This is a genomic window from Anaerostipes butyraticus, assembly GCF_016586355.1.
Lineage (GTDB): Bacteria > Bacillota > Clostridia > Lachnospirales > Lachnospiraceae > Anaerostipes > Anaerostipes butyraticus.
Genome location: NZ_BLYI01000031.1, coordinates 75850 through 101133 on the forward strand (window position 1 = coordinate 75850; position 25284 = coordinate 101133).

Here is a 25284-nt window from a genome sequence, read left to right on the forward strand (position 1 = left end):
GGAGTTTCATTATGAAAGAATTTATGGAGCAAATTGAATGTGCCCAGACCATTGGGATTACCGGGCACATTCACCCCGATGGGGATTGTATTGGAAGCTGTCTTGCACTGAGACAATACATTTCCGAAAAATATCCGGAAAAACAGACGGACGTCTATCTGGAACCAATCAGTGACGAATTTTTGTTTTTAAGCGGCGCAGGGCAGATTCTGACAATACCGAAAAATGAAAAATACGATTTGTTTTTTGTACTGGACTGCAGCAGTGAGGACCGGTTTGAACCTTTTTCCAGCCTGGTCCGCAATGCGGATACTGTCTTCTGCATTGATCATCATATCAGCAATCAGGGAATGGGAAATTATTGTATCGCAGATCCGAAAGCAAGCGCAACCTGCGAAGTTCTGTGTGATTTGATCCCACTTGAAGAAGTATCCTTAAAATGCGCGGAATGTCTTTATACCGGCATTGTTCATGACACCGGAGTTTTTAAACATTCTAATACAACGAAAAAAACGATGATCTATGCGGGAGAACTTCTGGAAAAAGGAATCCATCATTCAAAGATCATTGACGAAACGTTTTTCCAGAAAACATATGTGCAGAATCTCGCCCTTGGCAGAGCGCTGCTGAACAGTCGTCTGTTTTGTGACGGAACCATTATCTGCTCCGGGTTATCTCAGGAAGAACTGGATCAGCTGGGAGCTGTTCCTTCAGATGTAAATGGCATTATTGACCAGCTGCGGGTAACAAAAGGAGCAGAAACCGCCGTCTTTTTATATCCTTTGAAAAATGGAGGCGTAAAGGTGAGCATGCGTTCCAATGGGAAAGTCAATGTTTCATCCATTGCCCAGGAATTTGGAGGAGGCGGACACATTCTTGCAGCCGGATGCACCATGTTTGGAAGTTTTGAACAGATAGAAAAACAGCTGCTTCCTAAGATAAAAGAACAGCTATAGAGGTTGATATGTTAAACGGAATCATCAATGTATATAAAGAGCAGGGATTTACATCCCATGACGTCGTAGCAAAACTAAGGGGCATTCTCAGGCAGAAAAAGATCGGTCATACGGGAACACTGGATCCTAACGCAGTTGGCGTGCTTCCGGTCTGTCTGGGAAGAGGAACCAAACTCTGCGATATGCTGACGGCAACAAAAAAACAATATGAAACGACATTCCTGCTGGGAAAAGAAACAGATACGGAAGATATCTGGGGAGTGGAAACAGCTGTTTTCCCGGTCCCTGAATCTGAGGATGCTGTAAAGGAAGCTGTCTTTTCTTTTATAGGGGAATACGATCAGATTCCGCCGATGTACTCTGCAAAAAAAGTACAGGGCAGGAAGCTGTATGAACTGGCGCGGGAAGGAAAGGTTATCGAAAGGAAACCGCAGAAAGTAAGGATTTATGAAATATCTGATCTGAAAATCAATCTTCCGGAAGTTTCCATGACAGTAACCTGCAGCAAGGGTACTTATATCCGGAGTCTCTGCCGTGACATCGGCAGAAAACTTCAAAGCGGCGCCTGTATGACAAAACTGACCAGAACCAGATCCAGCGGATTTCGAATCGAAGCATCCCATACCCTGGAAGAGATTGAAAAAGCAGCAAAAGAAGACCGGGTCAGTGAATATATCATTCCGGTAGAGAAAGTTTTTTCTTCTCTCCAAAAGGGAACGGTGCGCAAAAACTGCAACAAACTGCTTTATAACGGGAACCCTCTGAAGCTGTCCTGCTTCTGCGAAACCGGTCTTGATACCGGAAGGATGCTTCGCGTTTATGATGAAGAAGGACATTTTATAGGGGTCTACAGATGGAAAAAGCAGATGTTCTTTCCTGACAAAATATTTTATGACCAAAATGATTGAGAGGAAGCCATGGAGTACATTCACGATACTGAAAAATTTCAATTTCATAATACCGTTGTTGCCCTTGGAAAATTTGATGGAATGCACAAAGGTCATCAGCTGATTTTTGACAAACTGATCCAATATAAAAAAGAAGGGTGTAAAGCTGCGGTTTTTTCTTTTGACCGGCCGCCGATGAATATGCTGAAACATAAGGACGTCAGTGTGATTTATACCCATGTTGAGAAAACAAAACTGCTTTCTGAACGGGGAATTGATATTTACATTGAACATCCTTTTACGGAAGCCTTTTCCCGCCTTCAGCCGGAAGATTTTGTGAAAGAAATTCTGTTGAAAAAAATGGGAATGAAAATTCTGGTTGTTGGAGACGACTGTGGATTTGGATATAAAAGAAGAGGAAATGTGGAACTTTTAAAACAGATGGAAAAAGATCATGATTTCCGGCTGATCGTAATTCCAAAACTTGAATTAAATGGAGCCATTGTATCAAGTACCAGAATCCGAAGTCTGTTAAAAGAAGGAAAGATCGAAGAAGCAAACGTACTGATGGATACTCCATTTATGATCTATGGACCTGTGGTCCATGGAAATCATCTGGGAAAAGAAGTGCTTGGCATTCCTACCGCTAATCAGGTGCCGGACAGTGAGAAACTGCTGCCGCCAAACGGAGTCTATGTATCCAGAATCTATTACAAAGGCCGGCAGTATTACGGAATCAGCAATATTGGGACAAAACCAACAATTGAAGGGAAAAAACATATGGGTGTGGAAACCTATATTCTGGATTTCCACAAAGATATATATCATAAAGAAATCAGGGTGGAACTGCTGCATTATAAGAGGCCGGAAATGAAATTTGAGTCTCTGGACGCATTAAGCCGGCAGATGCATAAAGACGCTGATTTTGCCAGAAAATATGTGGAGAAAAATTTTTAAAGGATCCTTTTTGCAGGGATCCTTTACTTGTATCCATTTAAAAAATCAGGTATACTATAAACAAGAGATAACTAACTTGATTTTACCCTTTTGGGGAAGGGAGCGATTCATATGAGTACAAAAACAATCATTACGATCGAAAGGCAGTATGGAAGTGGAGGTCATCTGATCGGGCAGAAACTTGCAGAAGATCTTGACATTCCGTTTTATGATGGGGAACTCATCAAGGTTGCTGCAAAAGAGAGCGGTATCTGCGAAGAGATTTTTGAAAGTTTTGATGAGAAACCAACGACAAGTTTTCTGTATTCCCTTGTGATGGATCCGTATTCTCTTGGATATAATTCCAATTCATTTGATCTTCCATTGAATCACAAAGTATTTCTGGCTGCGTTTGATACGATCAAAGACATTGCGTCTAAGGGACCTTGTGTATTTGTGGGCCGCTGTGCAGATTATGCTTTGGAAGATTTTGATAATTGTCTCAGTGTGTATATTCATGCGCCGTTCGAGGACCGCATCAAGAGGATCGAAGATGTCTACGAGGTTCCTTCTGACAAGAGCAAAGAAGTGCTGATCAAGAAAGATAAGCAGCGTTCCAGCTATTACAACTACTATAGTTCTAATAAATGGGGAGATGCAAAATCTTATGATCTGTGCCTGGACAGCAGTTACCTTGGAATTGAAGGAAGTGTTGATCTGATCAAACAGGTGATCAAAATGAAGGAAGCTCAGTAAAAACATAGTGTTCGGAAGATGATCAATGTATACATATGAAGAATTAAACGATTTTGTGCACAGCTGCACACGATGTCCTCTATCCCGCACAAGGCATCAGTCTGTCATGGGCAGGGGAAATCTGTATTCCAGGATTTTACTGATTGCAGAGGCGCCGGGACAGACGGAAGATCAGACAGGGATTCCATTTACAGGGAGATCCGGTCAGATTTTTGATCAGATGCTGTCGGCCGCAGGAATGTCCCGGGAGGAGATATACCTTACGAATATCGTAAAATGCCGGCCTCCGGGAAACCGGGATCCTCTTGCACAGGAACAGGAAGCGTGTATGCCGTATTTAAAGTATGAGACCTTACTGATACGGCCGGAGATGATCATTTGTCTGGGGCGCATCGCCGCTCAGAGGATCATACGCCCGGAATTCCGGATTACCAGGGAACATGGAACCTTCTTGAAACGAAAGGATGTATGGCTGACGGCCGTATATCATCCATCAGCTGTTTTAAGGGATCCATCCAAATATGATGAAACTGTCCGGGATCTGATTGCAGCGAAAAAGAAACTCGGCAGCTGAGAGCAAAATAACAGCCTTATGTGTCATAATCCATGATACATAAGGCTGTCTGTTTTTCTATTCTGGTTTCTTTTCTCTTAGAACGACTTTTCCTGCAGCCTGCCGCCTCCTGGTATCCGACATGGCGGCATAATGTTTTCTTGTGGTGTTGACATCGGAGTGTCCCAGAACCTCTGCTACCAGATAGATATCATCGGTCTCCTGGTAAAGAGCCGTGCCATAGGTGCTGCGAAGTTTATGCGGCGTGATCTTCTTCAAAGGAGTCACCTCCCTGGCATATTTTTTTACCAGATTCTGTACCGCCTGAACTCCAATCCGTTTTCTCTGCATGGAGTAAAAAAGGGCATCTTCATGGCCTTCCCTCGGGATCACTTTTGCGCGGGATCCTTCGATATACTGTTCCAGGGCATCTGCCACTTCATTTCCGAAGTATACGGTCATCTCTTTGCGGCCTTTACGAATCAGATGAAGACCGTTGCTTTTAAAATCCACATCATCGAGGTTTAACCCTACCAGTTCCGATACACGGATTCCGGTTCCCAGAAGGAGGGTGATGATGGCAAAATCCCGTTCTTTTGTTTTCTCATAGTATGCTTTTTTCTGACCGGTGAGATTTTCACCGCCTTTTTCAACAAAATCAAGAAGAGAAGCAACTTCATCCGGCTCCAGACGGATAATTTCCTTCTCCCGGATTTTTGGCATATCCACAAGGAGAGTTGGATTTTTCCCGATCATCTGCCGTTTATAGTAATAGCCGTAAAAAGAACGAAGAGCGGACATTTTACGAAAGACTCCCTGTTCGGTATTCTGCATATGCTTGTGACTCTCGTCAGATTCATAGACTTTAAGATATTCCATATATTCTTCCAGATCTACAGATTCAATGTTATCCAGATCAGAGACTTCGAAATCCTGAATGGAATAATTGCGGTAAACCGGATTTTCCTCCATTAAAAAATGAAAAAATACGCGGATATCATAGGCATAGGCGATTCTTGTCCGCACCTGTGTCGTGGAGTCAATAGCACGGAAAAAATCTTTTGCAAATGGAGGAAGCGTCTTGATCAGTTCTCGCAGCTTTATTGTCTGTCTCGCATTCAGGTCATCGTAATATGTAGGTGCTTTCATATTGATATTCCTCCTTTTTTGCTGTGTTATACAGCTCTGTATACAGATAATTTTAGCACAGGGATTTTTCATGGTCAAATAACAAAAAAAGTGTGTTCTGTGTTATACTGGATTTACAGGAGGAAAGCCTATGGAGATCACTCGTTTATCCATTCGAAATTTCAAATCCATCCGTTATATGACACTGACGGATATTGATAAAGCATTAATTCTGGTGGGCCGTAACAATGCGGGAAAATCTTCGGTTCTCCATGCTCTGAGAGCCGTAGAAGGATCTTATAAAATCACACCGATGGATTTTAATGAAACCATGCAGAATATTGAGATCAGCCTTACGCTGGCCATTACAGAAGAAGATCTGAAAATTTTTCATAAACACGGCTATGTCAGTCCGTACAAAAAATATGATCTCTGGCTGAAAGATTTTTATACAAAACTCCCTTCCTGCCGGGACGGAGAACTTTCTTTTACATTTATTGCCAACAAAGAAGGAAAGAAACGTTTCTATGACGGAGTAAGGAAGCACAACAAATATATCCAGCAGATTTTCCCGCCGATCTATTTTATTGGCACGGAGCGCAACCTGTGGCAGATGCAGGAGGATCTTCTTCTGATCCAGGAGTCTGATCTGCTTAAGATCATGAGAACAAACTGCTGTATGTTTGATGAAGCAAAGCCATGCCGTCATTGCTTTCATTGTATCGGGCTGATCAATCAGAAAGTCCCGGAAGCCTTAAATGCCTTTGAAGCGGCAAAATTGTTTGAATATAAGCTTTACCAGCTTAACGTGGATCAGTTTGAAAAGCGTGTCAATCGAAGTTTCCATAAAAACGGCGGCCACGAAGATATTATTTTTTCTATGAATTATGATGTCAACGAAATGCTGCAGGTAAACGCAGAAGCTTATAATCAGGAAAGGGACTCAACCATACCAGTCCAGAAACTGGGACGGGGAATGAAAAGCATTTATATGCTGTCTTTAATGGAAGCATACGCAGAAGATGAAAATCAGATTCCTTCGATCATTATGGTGGAAGATCCGGAAATGTTTCTGCATCCAAAACTTCAGAAAACATCCAGTGAGATCCTATATCGCCTGTCTCAGAAAAATCAGGTGATCTTTACAACCCATTCCCCTCATCTGCTGTCGAATTTCGGAAGCCGTCAGATCCGGCAGATCATTTTGGATGATGAAGCCTATTCCATCGCAAAGGAAAGAACCAATATCGGGGCAATTCTGGACGATCTGGGATATAATGCGGCAGATCTTATGAATGTGGATTTCGTTTTTATCGTTGAAGGCAAGCAGGATAAATACCGTCTGCCAATGCTTCTGGAACATTATTATTCCGATATTCATAGCGAGGATGGAAGACTGAACCGGATTTCGATTCTTACGACTAACAGCTGCACTAATATTAAGACATATGCCAATTTAAAGTATATGAATCAGGTGTATATGAGAGATCAGTTTCTTATGATCCGGGACAGTGACGGTAAAGATCCGGATGAACTGGGACGTCAGCTGTGTAAATATTATGATGAGAGGAATCTGACAGATGTCGATCAGCTTCCGAAAGTAACCAGAAGAAATGTACTGATTTTAAAATATTATTCTTTTGAAAATTATTTTCTAAATCCCGAAATTATGAGGAAGTTAGAGATCATTCCGTCGGAAGAATCTTTTTACGAGATTTTATTTGATAAATGGAAAGAATATCTGCACCGGCTCAAAAGCGGACGGCATCTGCTGGAAGTGATGGGCAGGGACTTTCAGTCGCCTCAGGATATGAAGGAGCACATGGAGCTGATTAAGATTTATCTAAGAGGACATAATTTATTTGACATCTTCTATGGGCCGTATAAAAAGCAGGAGAGAGAACTTCTGCAAAAATATATTGCCATTGCTCCGAGAGATGATTTTAAAGATATACTGGATGCGATTGATGATTTTATATACTTTGAGAGCAAGAAAAAACAGAAGCCGGAAACGGATTGAAAGGAGGTTCTTATGAAAAATAAGAGTACGATGTTTCAGCTTACTTATGGACTGTTTGTTCTGTCTGCCAGAGACGGCGAAAAAGACAATGGATGTATTGTCAATACGGTGGAACAGGTCACCGATTCTCCAAATCGTATCATTGCAGTGGTCAATCAATCCAATTACACTCATGACATGATTCTTAAGACAGGGCAGTTCAATGTCTCCATTTTATCGGAAAAAGCGTCTTTTGACCTGTTTCGGCGCTTTGGATTTCAAAGCGGCAGAGATGTGGATAAACTGGAAGGCTGGAGCGGCTATAAACGTGCGGAGAATGGCATTATCTATGTGACAGAAGGAACCAATGGATATTTATGCGCAAAAGTCACAGATACGGTAGATCTGGGAAGCCATACGATGTTTATAGCCCAGGTGGAAGATGGTGATGTCCTTGACGATACGGAATCTGTCACCTATTCTTATTATCATAAACATATTAAGCCTCAGCCAGCAGAGACAAAAACAACAGGATGGAGATGTAAAATCTGCGGATATGTCTACGAAGGAGAAGAACTCCCGCCTGATTTTATCTGCCCTTTGTGCAAGCATGGCGCAGCGGACTTTGAAAAAATTGAATCTTAGGATTGATTTCATGTAAATCCGGTGTTATAATGTGTGAGAAATAGGAAAAGCGTTGAAGAGAAGAGTAATCTGTGAAAGGCTTCCAGAGAGAGATGTATTTTGCTGAGAGCATCTTAAGCGTCATAGCAGATGAAGACCACCTCGGAGTGGCTGTAAACCAGCCCGGCCGACACCGTTACCGTCATGAATGAGAGGCCTGCAGGGAAATCATTCCTCAGGCAACCAGGGTGGAACCGCGTAATGAATACGTCCCATGGATCGAAAAGATCCATGGGTTTTTTTATTTCATGGGAAATTGTTTTTTCACTGAAATAAAAACTCTGTTGTGTTTTTCCTGTAATCAGAAGAAAACAATTATGAAAGGGAGATAAAGACATGAAAATTACACTCAAAGATGGCTCTGTAAAAGAATACGGACAGGCAATGTCAGTGATCGATATCGCAAAAGATATCAGTGAAGGTCTTGCGCGCGCAGCCTGCGCAGGCGAATTAAATGGGGAAGTAGTCGATTTAAGAACTGTAATTGAAGATGACTGCAGCCTGAACATTCTTACATTTGATTCTGACGAAGGAAAGAAAGCTTTTCGTCACACAGCTTCCCATATTTTAGCTCAGGCAGTGAAACGAATTTATCCGGAAACAAAACTGGCCATTGGACCATCCATTGACAATGGATTTTATTACGATATGGAAAAAGATACGCCTTTTACTCAGGATGATCTGGAAAAGATTGAAAAAGAGATGAAAAAGATTGTAAAAGAAAATCTTGAGATCACATGTTTTACAAAACCAAGAGAAGAGGCCATTGCTTTTATGAAAGAGCGTAATGAGCCATATAAAGTTGAACTGATCGAAGATCTTCCGGAAGATTCCGTGATCAGCTTCTACCAGCAGGGAGAATTTGTGGATCTCTGTGCTGGTCCGCATCTGATGACAACAAAGCCGGTAAAAGCATTTAAGCTGACCAGCATCGCAGGCGCTTACTGGCGCGGAGATGAACATAATCAGATGCTGACACGTATTTACGGTACCGCATTTACAAAAAAAGCAGATCTGAATGATTATCTGACCACGATTGAAGAAGCAAAAAAACGTGACCACAGAAAACTCGGAAAAGAACTCGGCCTCTTTATGATGAGAGAAGAAGGACCGGGATTCCCATTTTTCCTTCCAAAAGGAATGGTTCTGAAAAATACACTTCTGGATTACTGGAGAGACATTCATACAAAAGCCGGATATGTAGAAATTTCCACTCCGATCATGTTAAGCCGTCATCTCTGGGAAACATCTGGACACTGGGATCACTATAAAGAAAATATGTATACGACAGTCATCGATGACGAAGACTTTGCCATCAAGCCGATGAACTGTCCGGGAGGCGTTCTCGTATATCAGTCTGAACCTCGTTCTTATCGTGATCTTCCGCTTCGAATGGGTGAACTTGGTCTGGTACACCGTCATGAAAAATCAGGACAGCTCCATGGATTAATGCGTGTGCGCTGTTTTACACAGGATGATGCCCATATTTTCATGACACCGGATCAGATTAAAGACGAAATCAAAGGCGTTGCAGAGTTGATCGATCAGGTATACAGCCTGTTTGGATTCAAATATCATGTAGAGCTGTCTACTCGTCCGGAAGACAGTATGGGAAGCGATGAAGACTGGGAGCTTGCAACGGATTCTCTTCGTGCGGCATTAGAAGATCTTGGACTCGATTATGTTGTAAATGAAGGAGACGGAGCATTCTACGGACCAAAGATTGACTTCCATCTGGAAGATTCTCTTGGAAGAACCTGGCAGTGTGGAACTATCCAGCTGGATTTCCAGCTTCCGCTGCGATTTGATCTTCACTATGTAGGAGCAGACGGAGAGAAACATCGCCCAATCATGATCCATCGCGTTGCTTTTGGTTCCATTGAGCGCTTCATCGGTATTTTGATCGAGCATTTTGCTGGAGCTTTCCCAACATGGCTGTCACCGGTACAGGTGGAAGTTATCCCGATTTCCGACAAACATCTGGAATATGGACAGAAAGTTCTGGATGAATTAAAAGCGGCAGGAATCCGCGCTGAAATCGATACGAGAGCTGAAAAAATGGGATACAAGATCCGGGAGGCTCAGCTTCATAAGATTCCTTATATGCTGGTTATCGGTGGAAAAGAAGAAGAAAATAATGCGGTTTCCGTCAGAAGCCGTTTCAAAGGCGATGAGGGTCAGAGATCTCTTGCTGAATTCATTTCTGATATTAAGGCAGAGATCGATTCGAAAGAAAATCGTCCGGTCGAGAAGGATGACAAGTAGAATTTGTCCTTTATATACAAAGTAAAAATATTGCATTCCCGCTGCAGTCAGAACTGGTTCGTTCTGCTGCAGCGGGAATTTTTCTGTTCTGATTCCATAAAAATGGAAAAAAAGAAGAAAAAAGGATAAATAGTAATATTGTTATAAAAATTTGACTTAATTTTAATTAATTAAGATATAAAGAGATGATTGTTATAAAATTTGGAACTGAATCCACCTGATTCCGAAAAAAATTCTCCGATTTTAACACTTTTATTGAAAATAATTCTCGAAAACCTCTGACATTCTGTTATAATAAATTTGAGTTAAATAAAACTAATCTGATAGGAGGCTAAGAGATTGGAACAAACGATAAAGTTAAGTCAGGGGCGGATTGGAAATACATACACCGTTCAGAAAATGGAACTTCCGATCAACATTGAAAAACGACTGGAAGCCCTTGGAATGACCCACGGAACTTCCGTTCTCATTTTAAACAGTAAGAGCAGAGGAGTCCTGATCGTTAAAGTCAGGGGAACCCGATTTGCCCTTGGACGTAATATTACAGAAAACATACAAGTGGGAGGGACAGCATGAAAGAAGATTTGACGATAGGATTTATTGGAAATCCCAATTGTGGAAAAACTACTTTATTTAACGCATATACCGGAGCAAATTTGAAAGTAGCCAACTGGCCTGGAGTTACTGTAGAGCGGATGGAAGGTGCCATTAAGGATCATGATCTGAACATTCGTCTGGTTGACCTTCCAGGAACCTACAGTCTGACATCCTATACGATGGAAGAGCAGGTTTCCAGGCAGTTTATTATGAGTGATGAAGTTGACGTTATTGTTGATGTGGCGGATGCATCTTCTCTGGAAAGGAACTTATATCTGACCCTTCAGCTTTTAGAACTTGGAAAACCGGTCGTTCTTGCTCTTAATATGATGGATATTGTAGCAAAAAGAGGAATGGAAATTGATACACATCGTCTTCCGGAGATGCTGGGAATTCCGGTGATCCCGGTTTCTGCAAGAAAACGAACAGGACTTGATATCCTGCTTCACGCGGCAGCTCATCATAAGGACAATCAAAGGCCGGATCGGCTGATCCATGAACATAAGCGGGCATATCATCACCATCATAATCATCATGCAGAATATGCCATGGTCTATTCCGATGAAATAGAAGATAAGATCGATGAGATCATTGCCTGTATGGAAGAAAAGTATCCGGGGCTGGACAATTACCGGTGGCTGGCGATCAAACAGCTGGAGCAGGATCAGGAAGTAACAGCGAACTATCCGGTGGATCTCCCTGATGTCATCGATAAAAACTATGAATCTGAAATCATCAACCAGAAATACGATTTTATTCAGGAAATCATAGACGAGGTTGTTGTGAATAAAAACCGTCAGGAAGCTCTGACAGAAAAGGCAGACCGGATTTTGACCCACAGGATCTTCAGTATCCCGATTTTCCTTGGAATCATGGCTCTTGTCTTTTTCCTTACTTTTACGATTGGTGACTGGCTGAAAGGATATTTCGAGCTGGGACTTGAAATTTTTTCTGCATGGGTATCCCATGGACTTGAAAGTCTTCATGTCAATGCAATGCTGCAGTCACTGATTGTAGACGGAATCATCACAGGAGTAGGAGGTATCCTGACATTCCTTCCAAATATTTTCATTTTATTCCTGGCACTGGCCTTCCTGGAAGACAGTGGATATATGGCCAGAGTTGCCTATGTCATGGAGGGAATCATGAGCAAACTTGGGCTTTCCGGAAGAGCTTTTATTCCTATGATTCTTGGGTTTGGCTGTACAGTGCCGGCAATCATGGCGTCCAGAGCTTTGGAAAATCCAAGAGACCGTTATAAAGTAATGCTGGTTACGCCTTTTATGAGCTGCAGTGCAAGACTTCCGATTTACATTTTATTTTCCGGCATGTTTTTCCCGGAAAATCCTATGATTGCAGCTTATTCCATGTACATTATCGGCCTGGTCATTGCTATTTTGATTGCGGCAGTGATTCATCTGATCGACCGGAAAACCAGTCCTAATTATCTGCTGATCGAACTTCCGGAATATAAGGCGCCAAGCGCGAGAACCATAGCAATCTACGTGTGGGAAAAGGTAAAGGATTATCTGACCAAAGCAGGAACAACGATTTTTGTAGCCTCCATTTTGATGTGGATCATCCTGAACTTTGGATTTAGCGGATACACAACGGAAATGGCAGACAGTTTCGGAGCATCCATTGGAAAAATTCTGGTTCCGTTTTTTGCGCCGATCGGTCTTGGTTTCTGGCAGATAGCCGTAGCGCTGATTGCCGGAATTTCAGCAAAAGAAGTAGTAGTATCCAGCTGTGCCGTTTTATTTGGAATTCCTAACATCAATGCGCCGGCAGGAATGAATATGATGCATTCCATTCTGGAAGGAATAGGATTCGGACAGCTGAATGCATTTTGTCTGATGGTATTCTGTCTTTTATACATTCCGTGCGCTGCAACACTGGCAACCATCCGGAAAGAATCCGGAAGCTGGAAGCACATGGGCTTTGCGGCATTGTTCCAGCTGGTTGTTGCATGGATTGTCACCTTCCTGATCTATCAGATTGGAAGCGCCGTCCTGTAAAAATAAATGTTTCATAATCATGATCTAATCCCGTGGAAGATTTTTCACGGGATTCTTTTTGCCTGAAACCGGGTTTCTTAAGAATTTCTTTATGAAATATTTTGATTTCCTACACTTGTAAGATTTAAGCCGCTGTGATATAGTGAAACCAGCATAAGTTTTAGAAAACGAAACAGCAGATACAATTTGTGGAACGGAAAGGATGAACATATTATGATAAAGAATGAATCTATTCTGGTGCGGATTTTGGGGAAATCAGCCTCTGTCATTTTCTTTATTTCCCTCCTTTGTCTGGGAGTGTCTCTCTGCCTGGAGCCAATCTGCACTTCAACGGTGCAGAATACAGTCTTAAACAGCACCATGAGTGATTATATGACCAACGCCATCGTTCAGGAAAATGAATCATCCGAACATAACACGGCGTCGGATTCTGCGGCAGAAAGCCGGTCAGATGCTTCACAAAACAGCGGGATTACAGAACGCCAGATCCAGAAAGTGGAGGAAATCGTGCAGTCCAGCCCTGAAATGAGGGAACTGGTATCCAGATATCTGGAACAGTATGCCGGTTATCTGGAAAACGGACAGATGGATACATTATCAGATGCGGAAAAGAAGAAACTCCTGGAATCAGTCAATGATGAGATTCTGGATACCATAGAGAAAGAACAACAGACAGCCTTAAGCAGCGCCGATCGTCAGAAATACAAAGATGCTCTGGAAGAGAAAGAAAACGAAGTGCTGGATACCTTGGATACAATGCCGGCTCAGATGGGAAAGACAATGCCGGACGCCGCAAAAGCACTTAAGACTTATGGGAAAGCTGTATCAGCGTCCACGCAGACAGGATTAGCTTTAGCGGCGGCCATATCAGGAATTCTTGTCATTTTATGCAGAAGGCAGGGAATGCGGTGGATGAAATCCCTGGGAATATCTGCATTAACAGACGGAATCCTTATTGCGGCGGCAATGCCTTTTGCCATTGGAATCATGGCCGTTTTTCTTACCAATCAGTTTCTTGGGCAGACAGGAAACATTGATATCAGTATCTGTCATCAGACTGGAGGAATCATGGCAGGAGCAGGATTTATTTTGATTCTTGTTTATCTGATTTATAAAAAATGGAAGCAAAAATAATAAGATAGAAAAACAGGAGGAAGGACGGCTTTATTTATGGAAAGAAGCCTTCTTTCTGCTTTTTTGCACAATCTATAATTTAAATCGGTATTTTGCGTATAGATTGAAATCCCTCCATAACCACTCTCCATGATGGCCTGGACCATCGATTTTCATTTTCAAAAACATGTCTCAAAAAGAAACAAAAAAAAGAACATTTTCAATGAAAAAATTTTTTCATGAAAATGCTCCTGTTTCATCTTTCATTTCATCTCAGATTCAAATTTAATTTTTAGAAACTCAGATATTTTTTCTTTTTCAGGAGATTTGCGCCTGAGGCGATCAGAAGAACCCCGGCTGCAATACCAAAACAGATGGAAAGGATTCCTAAGATCAGACTGCTGGCTCCTGAATGTTTCATTGTCAAATAAATTTTTTCCGTCTCCATGTTGCTGGACCTCCATTTTCCTTTTTATGTTATGTATAATACTATACAGCTTTCTATTGTTCTGTACAAGGATTTACTGCTGATTTAACAGTCTTTTCCGCTCTTTCCAGTCCGGAAGGAATTTTGTCATCAGCTGATGGAATCTTGTATTATGACTGGGTTCCAGCAAATGACAAAGTTCGTGGACGACCACATATTCAATGCAGTCATCTGGATATACAGCCAGCTGAAGATTGATCCGAATCCGGCCGGTCTTTGTACTGCAGCTGCCCCAGATGGTCTTCATACTGCGAAGTGTGAAACTTTGCGCATGTACTCCCATGACCGGTTCCCATTTTTCGGAAAACTGATGGATTTTCTCCATAAGTAAATTTTTTTGTTCATCCGTGATCACAGCGGAAAAGTGAGATGACTTCTTACGGATCATCTTCTCGTGATTTTTCACGATCCAGTCTGATTTTTTCTGGATAAAATCAAGGATCACTTCTTCTCCTGCCCGCTTTGGAGCAGTGATCAGGATATCACCGTTGGGCGGTTTTATGTAAATATTAATGTTTTTGATGGATCTCCGGTCAATTCTGGCCGGAATGCCGCAAATCTGTATTTCTTTCATGTTTCGTTCCTTCTGCTGCTACTTCTTCTTCCGCCTCAGAATCATGGATATCAAAAGATACAGCATGAAAATTCCGCCGAGGCAGAAACCGGCAAACGCAAGCCATGGCATATGAAAAATCTGAGGACTGATGTCTGTCAGACACAAGATGGCTGAACTGCACCAGAAAACCGCCGCAAGAACCGTCAGGATCAGATGATTGATATGATGTCCCATCTCCTCTTTGAGGCCTCTTGTCTCTGATGATTCCAGGTTAATGCGAATCTGTCCGTTTTTTGTAATGTTCAAAAGATCAGACAGCTGAGCCGGAATTTCCAGCGATTTTTTTGATGAAGAATAAATATCTCTCAGACTGTGCCTGAGTTCCTTTTTTATATCAAATTCCTTTGCCATAATGGCAGACATATGCGTCGTCAGAATCTGAAGCATATTGACTTTTGGAGAACAGATTTTCAAAGTTCCTTCCATGGTGATCATGCTTCTGGCCAGAAGTGTAATGTCTGATGGTACAGAGATCTCATGGGTTTTCAAAAGATCCAGAAAATCTTCCATCAGCTCTCCTACATTCATGGTTCCAAAATCCATATTCATATAGCGGCCGACCAGATCGTCCAGATCTGTATAAAGCTGAGCATGATTGATTTTATGCTTTGGGGTGCCAAAAGACAAAAAAGCATTCTTAAGCTCATAAATATCATTTTTTAAAATGGCGGAAATCGCTCTCTTCAAGATCGCTTTATAGTGATCTGACAGATGTCCTGCCATTCCCAGATCCAGCCATGCGATCTTTCCATCGGAAATCCAAAGATTTCCAGGATGAGGATCGGCATGAAAAAAGCCGTCTTCCAAAATCTGCTTACAGAAATTCTCAGCGGCCTTTTCCCCGATTTCCAGCATATCATATCCTAATTCCTCCAGAGACGCCGTCTGATCAATCTGGATTCCATCGATATAACTCATAACGAGAAGTCTGCAGCTGGAATACTCACGGTATACTTTCGGACAGGTGATATAAGAAATCTCTTTCTGATTGTTATAAAACAGCTCCAGATGATCGGCTTCTTTAAAGAAATCCATCTCTTCTTTCGTTGTCTCCCACATCTCATCGATAATACCGCGAAAATCAATCAGGTCTCCGGTGCCTGCCGCAAAATTCAGAAGCCCGGAAGCCTTTTTTATCAGGGCAATGTCCTGCGCCATGGTCTCTTTAATCCCGGGACGCTGAACTTTCAGGACCACAGGTTCTCCCGTTTTTAAAACAGCTTTATGCACCTGTGCAATGGATGCGGATCCAAGAGGTCTGGAATCAATCTGAAGGAAAACCTGCTCCGGCGGTTCCCCCAGCTCTTGTTCCAGTACCCCAAGAATCACATCAAACGGAAGAGGTTTTACATCGGTTCTCAATCTTGAGAGCTGTTTACAATACTTTTCCGGGATCATGTCAGAACGCATGGACATGATCTGCCCAAGTTTCACATAAGTAGGTCCCAAATCCTCCAGGATTGCGCAAAGTTTATCCGGCTGGATTCCCTGGGTAATGTGATATCGTTTCAGTACAGATAAAATCTCTCGGAGACGTCCTTTGGAATTATGCTCTTTGGTGTTTTTTTCTTCCTGTTTCATGATGCATCCTTACGCTTCCGTGGAATGACCGTCCTCTTCTTTTTCTTCTGCTTTGTTTTTATTGGCTGCTTCTACTTCTGCAATTCGTTCTTTTAATTTCTGAAGTTCTTCTGCAGACATATTCTCTACAGAATCAAAGGCATCACTGAAATTCTTGGTTACATTGACAGAAACATGCTCTTTTATTTTATCCTTCGCATTGCGCTTAAGCTCTTCATTGAATCCCCTGCCCTGTTCTACCGTAAGTTCTCCTTTTTCTACCAGTTTGTCAATGATATCTTTGGTTGTTTCTGCTGTTGTGGCGGCGGCACCTACGCCGGCCAGAAATATCTTTTTTACTCCTTCTCCGAATTCCATAGGTCATCCTTCCTTTCTTTGAAATCTGCTGTTTTTTGTTACTTCTATTTTAGCATTAAAGATTCTCAAGGACAATGGTAAAAGGTCCGTCATTGATCAGAGAAACCTGCATTTCGGCGCCAAATTCTCCGGTTTCTACAACCGGTATTTCCTTTTTGCACTGCCGGATCATGTATTCATACAATGCTTCTGCCGCTGCAGGATCTCCTGCCTCGATAAAGCTCGGACGGTTTCCTTTTCTGCAGTTTGCATATAACGTAAACTGTGACACCAGAAGAAGCTGACCGCCTACATCTTTCAGGGAAAGGTTTGTCTTCCCATTCTCATCTTCAAAAATGCGCAGTCCCAGCATTTTTCGGATATATTTATCTGCAGTTTCTTCTGTATCCTCTTTCCCTACACCGATCAGAACAAGAAATCCTTTTTGAATCTTTCCAATTACATTTTCCTGAACTGAGACAGACGCCTCGCTGACACGCTGAATTACTAATTTCATAATTTACTTCTCCTTCTTTTTCTCTCGTTTTCTTGGGGGATTTTTCGGCGGCCATCCTTTCAGATCCGCATTTACGATTGCCTGGAACATATGATCCCTGGCGCCCGGATGATCCTGATCCAGTTTTCGGATCAGCTGTTTTGCATATTCCCTCTTTGTATTGCCGTCCATAGGACATGGGCTTTTGGCAACAGGGAGTTCCATTTTGTTCTGGAATCCGATGATATCTTCTTCATTCATATACATCAGCGGCCGAATCACCGTAAGATCCATCCGGTCCAGATAGGTAACCGGTGAGAAACAGTGAATCCGGCTCTCAAAAATCATGGACATCATCAGGGTTTCTACCATATCCGCTTTATGGTGTCCATAGGCGACTTTATTGCATCCCAGTTCTTTTATCTTTTCATTTAACGCGCCTTTCCGCATTTTTGCACAGAGAGAGCAGGGATTGGTCTCTTTGCGTTTTTCAAATACAATATCCGCAATTTCAGTAGAAACGATCGTGTAAGGTACATTTAATTTTTCACATAATTCCTGAATTTTATTCAGATGAAAATTGCCGAATCCTAAATCTACTGTGATAGCATGAATTTCAAAATGATTTGGATAAAAGATCCTTAAATGCGCCAGTGCGTATAATAAAGTCAAGCTGTCTTTTCCCCCGGAAATTCCCAGCGCAATGCGGTCTCCTTCTTCTATCATGCCGTAATCATCCACCGCTTTTCGAACACGGCTTAATACCTGCTGTAATTTCAATTCTTTATCCTCCTCTTATTCTACAATGTCATTTAATATTGATTCAGGCAGAACGCCCTGCAGCGTCTCCTGATAACGAAAATCCGTCTGTACTCCCGAAAGAGGTGACTTTGTAATTCGAAAACCATACTGATAATATATGCTGACTGCCCGATAACTCCAGGTCTGTGTATGAAGAAACACAGCCTTCCCGGGATCTGTCCTGGAAAATAAAGAAAGAGCGTATGAAATGACTGCGTGTCCGATTCCTTTTCCCTGAACATCCGGCGCTGTGCTGACCCAGTGGAGAATCGGCCAGTAACATCCGTTTTCTGTTTTCATCCATGCAGACGCCGTGGCACAGATTCTGTTATCTTCATCAACGACAAAACACATTCGAAAAGGAAGCAGCCGGCGGTGCGGCAAAAAAACTTTTTGAAAATACGCAAGCGCTTCTTCCCTGGAAGAAAATTCTTTTACGGAAGTCTCCAGATCTGCCCATGCTGTTTCATCTCCTTCTTCATACATCTTAAAGGAATATCCATCTGGCAAATATGCGGGTTTCCATGTGGAAGCTGTGACGTGATCGGCTTTCATGATAATATCTGAATATGGCAGACTTTTCTCTAACATCTTAATTCTCCGGTTTTCTCAAATGAAAGAAAAGGCCAGGGATGTTAAAATCTCTGACCTTCTATGTATTACAAGCTCTGAAAATCCTAGTTATTGATCAATTTATCTTCATTGCTCCAGCTGTATAATTTGCGGATTTCTTTTCCAACGACTTCTGATGGATGCTCAGCAGCTAATTTTCTCATAGCTTTGAAGTGTACCTGAGAACCAGCATCAGACATATCTAATAAGAAGTCTTTTGCAAATGTTCCATCCTGGATATCAGAAAGGATCTGTTTCATGGCTTTCTTTGTATCCTCTGTAACGATCTTAGGACCTGTAATGTAATCACCATATTCAGCTGTGTTAGAGATAGAATATCTCATTCCTTCGAATCCAGACTGATAGATCAGGTCTACGATCAGCTTCATCTCATGGATACATTCGAAGTAAGCATTTCTTGGATCATATCCTGCTTCTACCAATGTTTCGAAACCAGCCTGCATTAATGCACATACACCACCGCAAAGTACAGCCTGTTCTCCGAAAAGGTCTGTTTCTGTTTCTGTTCTGAATGTTGTTTCGAGGATACCTGCTCTTGCTCCGCCGATTCCTAAACCATATGCTAATGCAAGATCCAGGGCTTTTCCTGTTGCATCCTGTTCTACGGCGATCAGACAAGGTGTACCTTTTCCAGCCTGATACTCACTTCTTACTGTGTGTCCAGGAGCTTTTGGAGCGATCATTGTTACATCGACATCTTTTGGAGGTGTGATGCATCCAAAGTGGATGTTGAAACCATGAGCGAACATTAACATGTTTCCAGCTTCCAGGTTCGGCTCAATGGATTCTTTGTACAGTTTTGCCTGTTTTTCATCATTGATCAGGATCATGATAATATCAGCTTTCTTAGCAGCTTCTGCAGAAGTATAAACTTCAAATCCCTGCTCTTCAGCTTTTTTCCATGATTTGCTTCCTTCGTACAGACCAATGATAACATTGCATCCAGACTCTTTTAAGTTAAGGGCATGTGCATGTCCCTGGCTTCCGTAACCAATAATTGCGATGGTTTTTCCATCTAAAAGTGATAAGTTACAGTCTTCTTGATAATAAATCTTTGCCATTTCTATTCCTCCATTTTTTAATTTATAGTAAAGGAAATCATATCCCTTTGCTTAGCGTAATTGATACTGCCGGATTCAGCCGCTGCTAAAAAGAAGCTACGGTTGTATCCCCTCTGGTCAGACCAGTTGCTCCGGTGCGAACCAGTTCCAAAATTTCAAAATCGTTGATCAGATTGATAAAAGCTTCAATCTTGCTTACATTTCCTGTAAGTTCCATCATCAGAGTATCTGAAGAGACATCTACAACCTTGGCTCTGAAAATATCAGCGATCGTGATAATCTCCTGCTTCTCTGCTTTGGAAGCCCGGACTTTGATAAGAATCAGTTCTCTGCAGACGGATTCATTCTGCTTCAGTTCGAAAATCTTAACGACATCCTCCAGCTTGGACAGCTGGTTTTTAATCTGAAGAAGAATCATATCGTCTCCGCTTACCGCAATCGTCATCCGGGTGAACTTCTCGTTCTGTGTCGGACTTGCGGTAATACTGTCAATATTATATCCGCGTCTTGTAAAAAGCCCGGATACACGGCTCAGAACACCAGGAGTATTCTCAACCAAAATAGAAAGAACTATCTGTTTCACTTAATTCACATCCTTTTCTCAGATGTAATGTATACATACACCACATTCATATTGTCTTTTATTCTACCAATTCTGCATATATGTGTCAAGAAGCGATTCTGCCAAAGCCAGGAAAGAATTCTGTTTTGCAGGATTCTCCGCCTGCGGCAGGCCGCATGGGAGGCATTTTTCTTTCAATTTCCTGTGAAATAAAAATCCCCCGCAGAGGCGCGGGGGACAAAACAATTTCTATTACTCCTGCTCTTCCGGCTGCTGCGGAGCCGCTGTCGTTGCGGGCGCTGCTGTCGTTGCAGGGGCCGTTGTTGCTTCTGTCTGACGTTCCGTCGTGCTTCTTGTAGATCTGGTAGCAGACGTTGCCGAAGTGCTTCGATAAGCTCTTCTCGTAGAATACGTAGAGGCAGACGTACTCCTCGTAGACGATGTAGTGCCTGAAGTACTCGACGTTGAAGATGAGGATGATCTTGAATATCCAAATGTTTCAACATTGGATGTGCCTCCGTATTCTTTGGCCCAGTCTTTTTCGGAACCTTTATTGAAAAGGAAGTATTCCAGTGCCGCTTTATTGGCATCGAAATTAATGAAAAATACAAACATATTACTCTGTGCACGGCCTTGTACATAGGTGCCTTCCAGAGGAATTCTCTGCTGGTCAATTTCAGTTGTTCCCAGAGAAATCACTTTTGTCACAAGACTCTTAAGATAACTTGCATCCATATCTGTAGAGACATCTGATAATGCATCCAGTGCGATATCCGCAATCTTCGTCGGACTCTGATCCAGAACTTTGTTCAGCGCTGCCTGAAGCACAGCACGCTGGCGTCCGGTACGTCCGAAGTCGCCGTCACCGTATTTCTGGGAAACGACATGACGGATCCGGGAATATCCCAGTGCCTGATTACCATTTAATATCTGTTTTCCTGCTTTTACATTTCGATATTTTGCCTTGGAAATATAGTTGGTGGAATTTAAATATTCTGCTTCTTTTTCTTCCAGTGAGATCTCGATTCCTCCAACTTTGTCAATTACCTTCTCAAATGTTTCAAAATCAACAACACAGTATTTGTCAATCTTAATACCAAAATTCTTCGCGATTGTCTGATAAAGAAGTTCCACGCCGCCATATGCATATGCCGCGTTAAGCTTGTTATGTCCATGACCCGGAATCTCTACATAAATATCGCGCATCAGGGATGTAAGTTTCAGTTCCTTGGTATCCTGATTGATCGTTGCGATCATGATACTGTCAGAACGTCCATGGTCTCCTTTAATCGCTCCATGATCCGATCCGACTAAAAGTATATTGATGACATCGCTGTCGGATAACAGGTCATCTCCTACATCAACGCTGCTTAAGCTTTCCCCTGTATTAATGGAAGCTTCCAGTCGTGCATCATAGTATCCTAAAACACTGCCGGCAGCAATGCCGATAATCAGAAAGATACTCAAGATGATCTTGAATTGTTTGATTTTCATTTGTGCCCTCCTCATTTCTCCTAATTCACAGTTCCACATTATAGCATATTTTTGACAAAAACAGTAGACTATTTTATTAAGATTTCCTGAAGATGTATATGCCGCGCTTTTTTTATGATTCCCAGTAAGCAGGATTCATAGTGATTTTCATAATAAACCACTGCGGAAGCCGGTGGTAGTTCCGGCCCAATTTATAGCCGATCAGCTTGCATCCGCTGTCCAGAATATATTTTGGAATCAGATAAATCTTTTTCTTTCGAATCAGATGCTTTAATGTGGAAAGGACCATCTTAACACCTTCGGATTCAGATTTGACTTTCAGGAACAATCCGCCGTAGTCAGTCTGGGAAACGGCCAGATCAAAGTTTCGGTGGAGCTGTTCCATTGCGGTATAATCATGCCAGTGCCATACAACTGCGTCAGCAGCGTAGGCAATAGACATTCCGGCTTCGATCATTTTGGAAGCCATGATCATGTCTTCATTAAAAATTGTTTTGTGAATAAATCCTCCAAGGGCATCATATGCTTCTTTCCGGTATGCGCTGCAGACATTAGAACAGAAAAAAGTTTTAATGCCCAGTGTCGGAAGATCCTCTTTTGTCTTAATCCGGCTCTCCTTTGGATAATTAAAGATCCTCGTATAATATTCAATGTAATTTTTCTTCGGATCCGCGATTTGACGCCCATAAGCCGCGCTGACAGAAGGATTTTCAAATGATTTTAACAGATTCTCGATCAAAAACTGATCCTTCGGGATGGCATCATCTGTCATAAACATGATGATATCCGCGTCCGATAAAGACGCCCCGTAATCTCTCGTTTTTCCATGATCAAAATCTTTTTTTTCGATATGATAGACCTCCATCCCTTCATATAAGGATGGAAGATCTTCTGGGAAAAAAGTTTCTTCCGTATTGATAATAATAAGCCGGTCCGGTTTTCTTGTCTGCTGTGCCAGACGGCGCAGAGATTTTCGAAATTTTTCTCCGGGCTTATAGGTCGGAATGATCAAATCTGCTTTCATAGGACTCTCCTTTCTTAACGTCGGATCTTAGACCCCTTGGTATCGCGTTTTGCAAGCTTCAGCTTATTAAATTCCAGCTTTTTCTCCTTGTACATAATGCCGGTGATCTGCTGTGCTTCCATAACATAGGCATTCGAAACCACATCGTTCTTTCCAAGTTTTATTCCTTTCACACCAACAGCACCTTTTTTCTTGCATGGAACTTCTTCCAGCAGGAATTTTAAGAACATACCCGATTTAGTCTGGAGAATGATCTTATCTTCCTGGCTGGTATCTACCGGGATGATCCGCACCAATTCATCGTCAGAAGCAAGTTTGGTGGAAGCTACGGTTCTTTTCATCGCTTTTAGCTCTTGTCCATCCATAACTTTCAGCATACCGTTTGCGGTTACAAAAAGAAGTTTGGATGAATGAACGGTTTCAGCAGCCATTACCTCAATGATCGCTTCTTTTCCACTGTCATAATTTCCTAAATTGTCAATCGGAGTGCCCTTATCCCGGTATTTTCCCGCAGGAATATCCAGAGCTTTGATCTGGTGCATAAATCCCTGATTAGTAAAGATACAGATCTTATCAGTGTTCATGCACGGTACAACATATTTATAATCCTGATATACATTGGCTTTATTCCGTTCATACGTGGCTTTGTCGAATGTCTTGGAATACCCGAAACGATCCATAATAAAATAGATCTGTTCTTCTTTTACCGGCGCTTCAATATAAACTGCCTCTTTTCCATTTTCAATCACTGTTCGTCTTTCTCGTCCAAATTCTTTTTTGAAAGCGTCAAGTTCTTTTCGAATTACTTTTTTCATGGATGATGGATTTTCCAGAATATCTTCATATTCCCGGATTTTTTCCATAATTTCTTCATACTCTTCTTTCAGTGCAAGAATTTCCAGCCCGATCAGACGGTGAAGTCTTAAATCCAGGATTGCAGATGCCTGTTTCTCTGTAAAATGGAGCCTGGATGCTTCAATCATGGAATCAGAAGAGCGGAATCTGATTTTTCCGGTTTCTCCTTTAGTAAGACATGCTTTTACTTCTTTCTGGCTTTCGCTGCCTCGTATGATCTCAATGATCAGATCGATGATATCGCATGCCTGAATCAGCCCTTCTTTGATTTCTTTTTGCTCGTACAGTTTCTTTAAAAGCGTTTCATATTTTCTTCTTGTTACCTCATAGTGGAATTTTGTATGATACGCGATGATATCTTTCAGACTCAGAGTTTCCGGTCTGCTATTTACAATGGCCAGCATATTCACACCAAAAGTATCCTCAAGCTTTGTTTTTTTATACAGAAGGTTTTTCAGACGCTCAATATCTGTTCCCTTCCGCAGTTCCAGGACAATCCGGATGCCTTCCTTGGAAGATTCATTGGAAATATCCAGAATATCTGTTGTTTTTTTCGTTTCGATCAGGCTGACGACATCGGACAAAAATTTTGATATATTATTTCCAATCATCGTATATGGAATTTCCGTAATAACCAGCTTATCCTTCTCGCCTCTTTTCTTTCCCGGCTCAAATACTACTTTTCCGCGCAGTTTCAATTTTCCGCTTCCGGAAGAGTAAATGTCTAAAAGTTCTTTCTGATTTACAACCAGGCCTCCGGTAGGAAAATCCGGGCCGGGAATGTATTCCATCAGCTCCTCATTGGTAATGCTTTCCTTTCTCATATAAGCCTTAACCGCGTCAATGACCTCTCCAAGATTATGAGGCGGTATGTTCGTTGTCATTCCAACGGCGATTCCATCCGCTCCGTTTACAAGAAGATTCGGAATTTTTACAGGAAGTACTTCCGGCTCCCGTTCCGTTTCATCAAAATTAGGGACAAAATCTACAACATTTTTATCCAGATCTGCAAGATACGCTTCCTGGGTGATTTTCTGAAGCCGTGCCTCTGTATAACGCATTGCCGCAGCTCCGTCTCCTTCAATGGAACCAAAGTTTCCATGACCATCTACCAGAGGAAGCCCCTTTTTAAAATCCTGGGACATTACTACCAGGGCATCGTAAATGGAACTGTCTCCATGGGGATGATATTTACCCATGGTATCTCCTACGATTCTGGCAGATTTCCTATGAGGTCTGTCATAACGAAGTCCCAGCTCATCCATGGCATACAGAACTCTTCTCTGTACCGGTTTTAATCCGTCCCTTACATCCGGAAGAGCTCTGGAACAAATAACGCTCATGGCATAATCAATATAAGATTTCTGCATTACTTCAGAAAATTCTGCTCTAATAATCTGTTCTGACATAAGTTTTCCTTTCTAATACGCTCAATTCTTATCCACA

At 42.0% G+C, this 25284-nt stretch carries 24 protein-coding genes and 1 other annotated feature; of the genes, 11 read left to right on the forward strand and 13 right to left on the reverse strand.

The features are described 5' to 3' along the window. The first annotated feature begins 11 nt into the window (after positions 1-11). From JMF81_RS07705 to JMF81_RS07725, 5 genes are all read left to right on the forward strand, one after another. Positions 12-956, forward strand: a complete 945-nt coding sequence (locus JMF81_RS07705) for a DHH family phosphoesterase (RefSeq protein ID WP_201310874.1) — start codon at positions 12-14, stop codon at positions 954-956. Positions 957-964: 8 nt separating this feature from the next. Continuing rightward, complete coding sequence (gene truB, locus JMF81_RS07710; protein WP_201310875.1) at positions 965-1864, forward strand: tRNA pseudouridine(55) synthase TruB; 900 nt, start codon at positions 965-967, stop codon at positions 1862-1864. Between the two features lie 9 nt (positions 1865-1873). Then, entirely contained in the window at positions 1874-2800 is a 927-nt protein-coding gene (locus JMF81_RS07715; protein ID WP_201310876.1) for a bifunctional riboflavin kinase/FAD synthetase, read from the forward strand. 111 nt (positions 2801-2911) lie between these two features. Further along, positions 2912-3535 carry a cytidylate kinase-like family protein gene (locus JMF81_RS07720; RefSeq protein ID WP_201310877.1) on the forward strand — a complete coding sequence of 208 codons (624 nt, stop codon included), beginning with the start codon at positions 2912-2914 and terminating at the stop codon, positions 3533-3535. Between the two features lie 25 nt (positions 3536-3560). Then, the gene (locus tag JMF81_RS07725; protein WP_201310878.1) at positions 3561-4109 is read left to right on the forward strand and encodes a uracil-DNA glycosylase; all 549 of its coding nucleotides are present in this window, start codon (positions 3561-3563) and stop codon (positions 4107-4109) included. Positions 4110-4166: 57 nt separating this feature from the next. Here the strand turns inward: JMF81_RS07725 and JMF81_RS07730 are convergent, their stop codons facing one another. After that, positions 4167-5237, reverse strand: coding sequence for a tyrosine-type recombinase/integrase (locus tag JMF81_RS07730; RefSeq protein WP_201310879.1), 1071 nt, complete (start codon positions 5235-5237; stop codon positions 4167-4169). Positions 5238-5367: 130 nt separating this feature from the next. Between JMF81_RS07730 and JMF81_RS07735 the strand changes: the two genes are divergently transcribed. From JMF81_RS07735 to JMF81_RS07760, 6 genes are all read left to right on the forward strand, one after another. Continuing rightward, a complete protein-coding gene (locus JMF81_RS07735; protein WP_201310880.1) occupies positions 5368-7236 on the forward strand; it encodes an ATP-dependent nuclease in 1869 nt (622 codons plus the stop codon). 12 nt (positions 7237-7248) lie between these two features. After that, positions 7249-7860, forward strand: a complete 612-nt coding sequence (locus tag JMF81_RS07740; protein ID WP_201310881.1) for a flavin reductase — start codon at positions 7249-7251, stop codon at positions 7858-7860. A gap of 43 nt (positions 7861-7903) precedes the next feature. Then, positions 7904-8117 (forward strand) — a binding site (T-box leader). Between the two features lie 118 nt (positions 8118-8235). After that, positions 8236-10164 carry a threonine--tRNA ligase gene (thrS, locus tag JMF81_RS07745; RefSeq protein ID WP_201310882.1) on the forward strand — a complete coding sequence of 643 codons (1929 nt, stop codon included), beginning with the start codon at positions 8236-8238 and terminating at the stop codon, positions 10162-10164. A gap of 351 nt (positions 10165-10515) precedes the next feature. Next, entirely contained in the window at positions 10516-10740 is a 225-nt protein-coding gene (locus tag JMF81_RS07750) for a FeoA family protein (RefSeq protein WP_201310962.1), read from the forward strand. Then, entirely contained in the window at positions 10737-12779 is a 2043-nt protein-coding gene (gene feoB / locus JMF81_RS07755; protein WP_201310883.1) for a ferrous iron transport protein B, read from the forward strand. Before JMF81_RS07750 ends, feoB begins: the two co-directional genes overlap by 4 nt. A gap of 213 nt (positions 12780-12992) precedes the next feature. Further along, on the forward strand, positions 12993-13913 hold the full coding sequence (locus tag JMF81_RS07760) for a hypothetical protein (protein ID WP_201310884.1): 921 nt from the start codon (positions 12993-12995) through the stop codon (positions 13911-13913). 271 nt (positions 13914-14184) lie between these two features. Here JMF81_RS07760 and JMF81_RS07765 read toward each other — a convergent pair whose 3' ends face one another. The 12 genes from JMF81_RS07765 to JMF81_RS07820 form a co-directional block, all read right to left on the reverse strand. Beyond that, a complete protein-coding gene (locus tag JMF81_RS07765) occupies positions 14185-14340 on the reverse strand; it encodes a hypothetical protein (protein ID WP_201310885.1) in 156 nt (51 codons plus the stop codon). 73 nt (positions 14341-14413) lie between these two features. Next, entirely contained in the window at positions 14414-14953 is a 540-nt protein-coding gene (locus JMF81_RS07770) for a M48 family metallopeptidase (RefSeq protein WP_201310886.1), read from the reverse strand. Positions 14954-14971: 18 nt separating this feature from the next. Beyond that, on the reverse strand, positions 14972-16576 hold the full coding sequence (locus tag JMF81_RS07775; RefSeq protein WP_201310887.1) for an ABC1 kinase family protein: 1605 nt from the start codon (positions 16574-16576) through the stop codon (positions 14972-14974). A 9-nt stretch (positions 16577-16585) separates the two neighbouring features. Continuing rightward, on the reverse strand, positions 16586-16933 hold the full coding sequence (locus JMF81_RS07780; protein ID WP_201310888.1) for a phasin family protein: 348 nt from the start codon (positions 16931-16933) through the stop codon (positions 16586-16588). Between the two features lie 55 nt (positions 16934-16988). Then, complete coding sequence (gene dtd / locus JMF81_RS07785) at positions 16989-17429, reverse strand: D-aminoacyl-tRNA deacylase (RefSeq protein ID WP_201310889.1); 441 nt, start codon at positions 17427-17429, stop codon at positions 16989-16991. A gap of 3 nt (positions 17430-17432) precedes the next feature. Further along, entirely contained in the window at positions 17433-18188 is a 756-nt protein-coding gene (locus JMF81_RS07790) for a tRNA lysidine(34) synthetase (RefSeq protein ID WP_201310890.1), read from the reverse strand. Positions 18189-18203: 15 nt separating this feature from the next. Beyond that, positions 18204-18800, reverse strand: coding sequence for a GNAT family N-acetyltransferase (locus JMF81_RS07795; protein WP_201310891.1), 597 nt, complete (start codon positions 18798-18800; stop codon positions 18204-18206). Positions 18801-18886: 86 nt separating this feature from the next. Beyond that, positions 18887-19903, reverse strand: coding sequence for a ketol-acid reductoisomerase (ilvC, locus tag JMF81_RS07800; protein WP_201310892.1), 1017 nt, complete (start codon positions 19901-19903; stop codon positions 18887-18889). A gap of 85 nt (positions 19904-19988) precedes the next feature. Further along, the gene (gene ilvN / locus JMF81_RS07805) at positions 19989-20486 is read right to left on the reverse strand and encodes an acetolactate synthase small subunit (protein WP_201310893.1); all 498 of its coding nucleotides are present in this window, start codon (positions 20484-20486) and stop codon (positions 19989-19991) included. 231 nt (positions 20487-20717) lie between these two features. Continuing rightward, positions 20718-21959, reverse strand: coding sequence for an LCP family protein (locus JMF81_RS07810; protein ID WP_201310894.1), 1242 nt, complete (start codon positions 21957-21959; stop codon positions 20718-20720). Between the two features lie 112 nt (positions 21960-22071). Next, a complete protein-coding gene (locus JMF81_RS07815) occupies positions 22072-22983 on the reverse strand; it encodes a glycosyltransferase (protein ID WP_201310895.1) in 912 nt (303 codons plus the stop codon). Positions 22984-22997: 14 nt separating this feature from the next. Beyond that, positions 22998-25247, reverse strand: coding sequence for a DNA gyrase/topoisomerase IV subunit A (locus JMF81_RS07820; RefSeq protein WP_201310896.1), 2250 nt, complete (start codon positions 25245-25247; stop codon positions 22998-23000). Positions 25248-25284 lie beyond the last annotated feature (37 nt).

What these genes read in the sequence shown, in the direction of transcription:
- JMF81_RS07795 (WP_201310891.1), bottom strand. Translation starts at nt 18,800, where the DNA reads ATGTTAGAGAAAAGTCTGCCATATTCAGATATTATCATGAAAGCCGAT.
- truB (WP_201310875.1), top strand. Translation starts at nt 965, where the DNA reads ATGTTAAACGGAATCATCAATGTATATAAAGAGCAGGGATTTACATCC.
- JMF81_RS07775 (WP_201310887.1), bottom strand. Translation starts at nt 16,576, where the DNA reads ATGAAACAGGAAGAAAAAAACACCAAAGAGCATAATTCCAAAGGACGT.
- JMF81_RS07765 (WP_201310885.1), bottom strand. Translation starts at nt 14,340, where the DNA reads ATGGAGACGGAAAAAATTTATTTGACAATGAAACATTCAGGAGCCAGC.
- JMF81_RS07740 (WP_201310881.1), top strand. Translation starts at nt 7,249, where the DNA reads ATGAAAAATAAGAGTACGATGTTTCAGCTTACTTATGGACTGTTTGTT.
- JMF81_RS07735 (WP_201310880.1), top strand. Translation starts at nt 5,368, where the DNA reads ATGGAGATCACTCGTTTATCCATTCGAAATTTCAAATCCATCCGTTAT.
- JMF81_RS07715 (WP_201310876.1), top strand. Translation starts at nt 1,874, where the DNA reads ATGGAGTACATTCACGATACTGAAAAATTTCAATTTCATAATACCGTT.
- JMF81_RS07760 (WP_201310884.1), top strand. Translation starts at nt 12,993, where the DNA reads ATGATAAAGAATGAATCTATTCTGGTGCGGATTTTGGGGAAATCAGCC.
- JMF81_RS07705 (WP_201310874.1), top strand. Translation starts at nt 12, where the DNA reads ATGAAAGAATTTATGGAGCAAATTGAATGTGCCCAGACCATTGGGATT.
- dtd (WP_201310889.1), bottom strand. Translation starts at nt 17,429, where the DNA reads ATGAAATTAGTAATTCAGCGTGTCAGCGAGGCGTCTGTCTCAGTTCAG.
- JMF81_RS07815 (WP_201310895.1), bottom strand. Translation starts at nt 22,983, where the DNA reads ATGAAAGCAGATTTGATCATTCCGACCTATAAGCCCGGAGAAAAATTT.
- JMF81_RS07770 (WP_201310886.1), bottom strand. Translation starts at nt 14,953, where the DNA reads ATGAAAGAAATACAGATTTGCGGCATTCCGGCCAGAATTGACCGGAGA.
- ilvC (WP_201310892.1), bottom strand. Translation starts at nt 19,903, where the DNA reads ATGGCAAAGATTTATTATCAAGAAGACTGTAACTTATCACTTTTAGAT.
- JMF81_RS07720 (WP_201310877.1), top strand. Translation starts at nt 2,912, where the DNA reads ATGAGTACAAAAACAATCATTACGATCGAAAGGCAGTATGGAAGTGGA.
- JMF81_RS07780 (WP_201310888.1), bottom strand. Translation starts at nt 16,933, where the DNA reads ATGGAATTCGGAGAAGGAGTAAAAAAGATATTTCTGGCCGGCGTAGGT.
- thrS (WP_201310882.1), top strand. Translation starts at nt 8,236, where the DNA reads ATGAAAATTACACTCAAAGATGGCTCTGTAAAAGAATACGGACAGGCA.
- JMF81_RS07730 (WP_201310879.1), bottom strand. Translation starts at nt 5,237, where the DNA reads ATGAAAGCACCTACATATTACGATGACCTGAATGCGAGACAGACAATA.
- JMF81_RS07820 (WP_201310896.1), bottom strand. Translation starts at nt 25,247, where the DNA reads ATGTCAGAACAGATTATTAGAGCAGAATTTTCTGAAGTAATGCAGAAA.
- JMF81_RS07810 (WP_201310894.1), bottom strand. Translation starts at nt 21,959, where the DNA reads ATGAAAATCAAACAATTCAAGATCATCTTGAGTATCTTTCTGATTATC.
- JMF81_RS07725 (WP_201310878.1), top strand. Translation starts at nt 3,561, where the DNA reads ATGTATACATATGAAGAATTAAACGATTTTGTGCACAGCTGCACACGA.
- feoB (WP_201310883.1), top strand. Translation starts at nt 10,737, where the DNA reads ATGAAAGAAGATTTGACGATAGGATTTATTGGAAATCCCAATTGTGGA.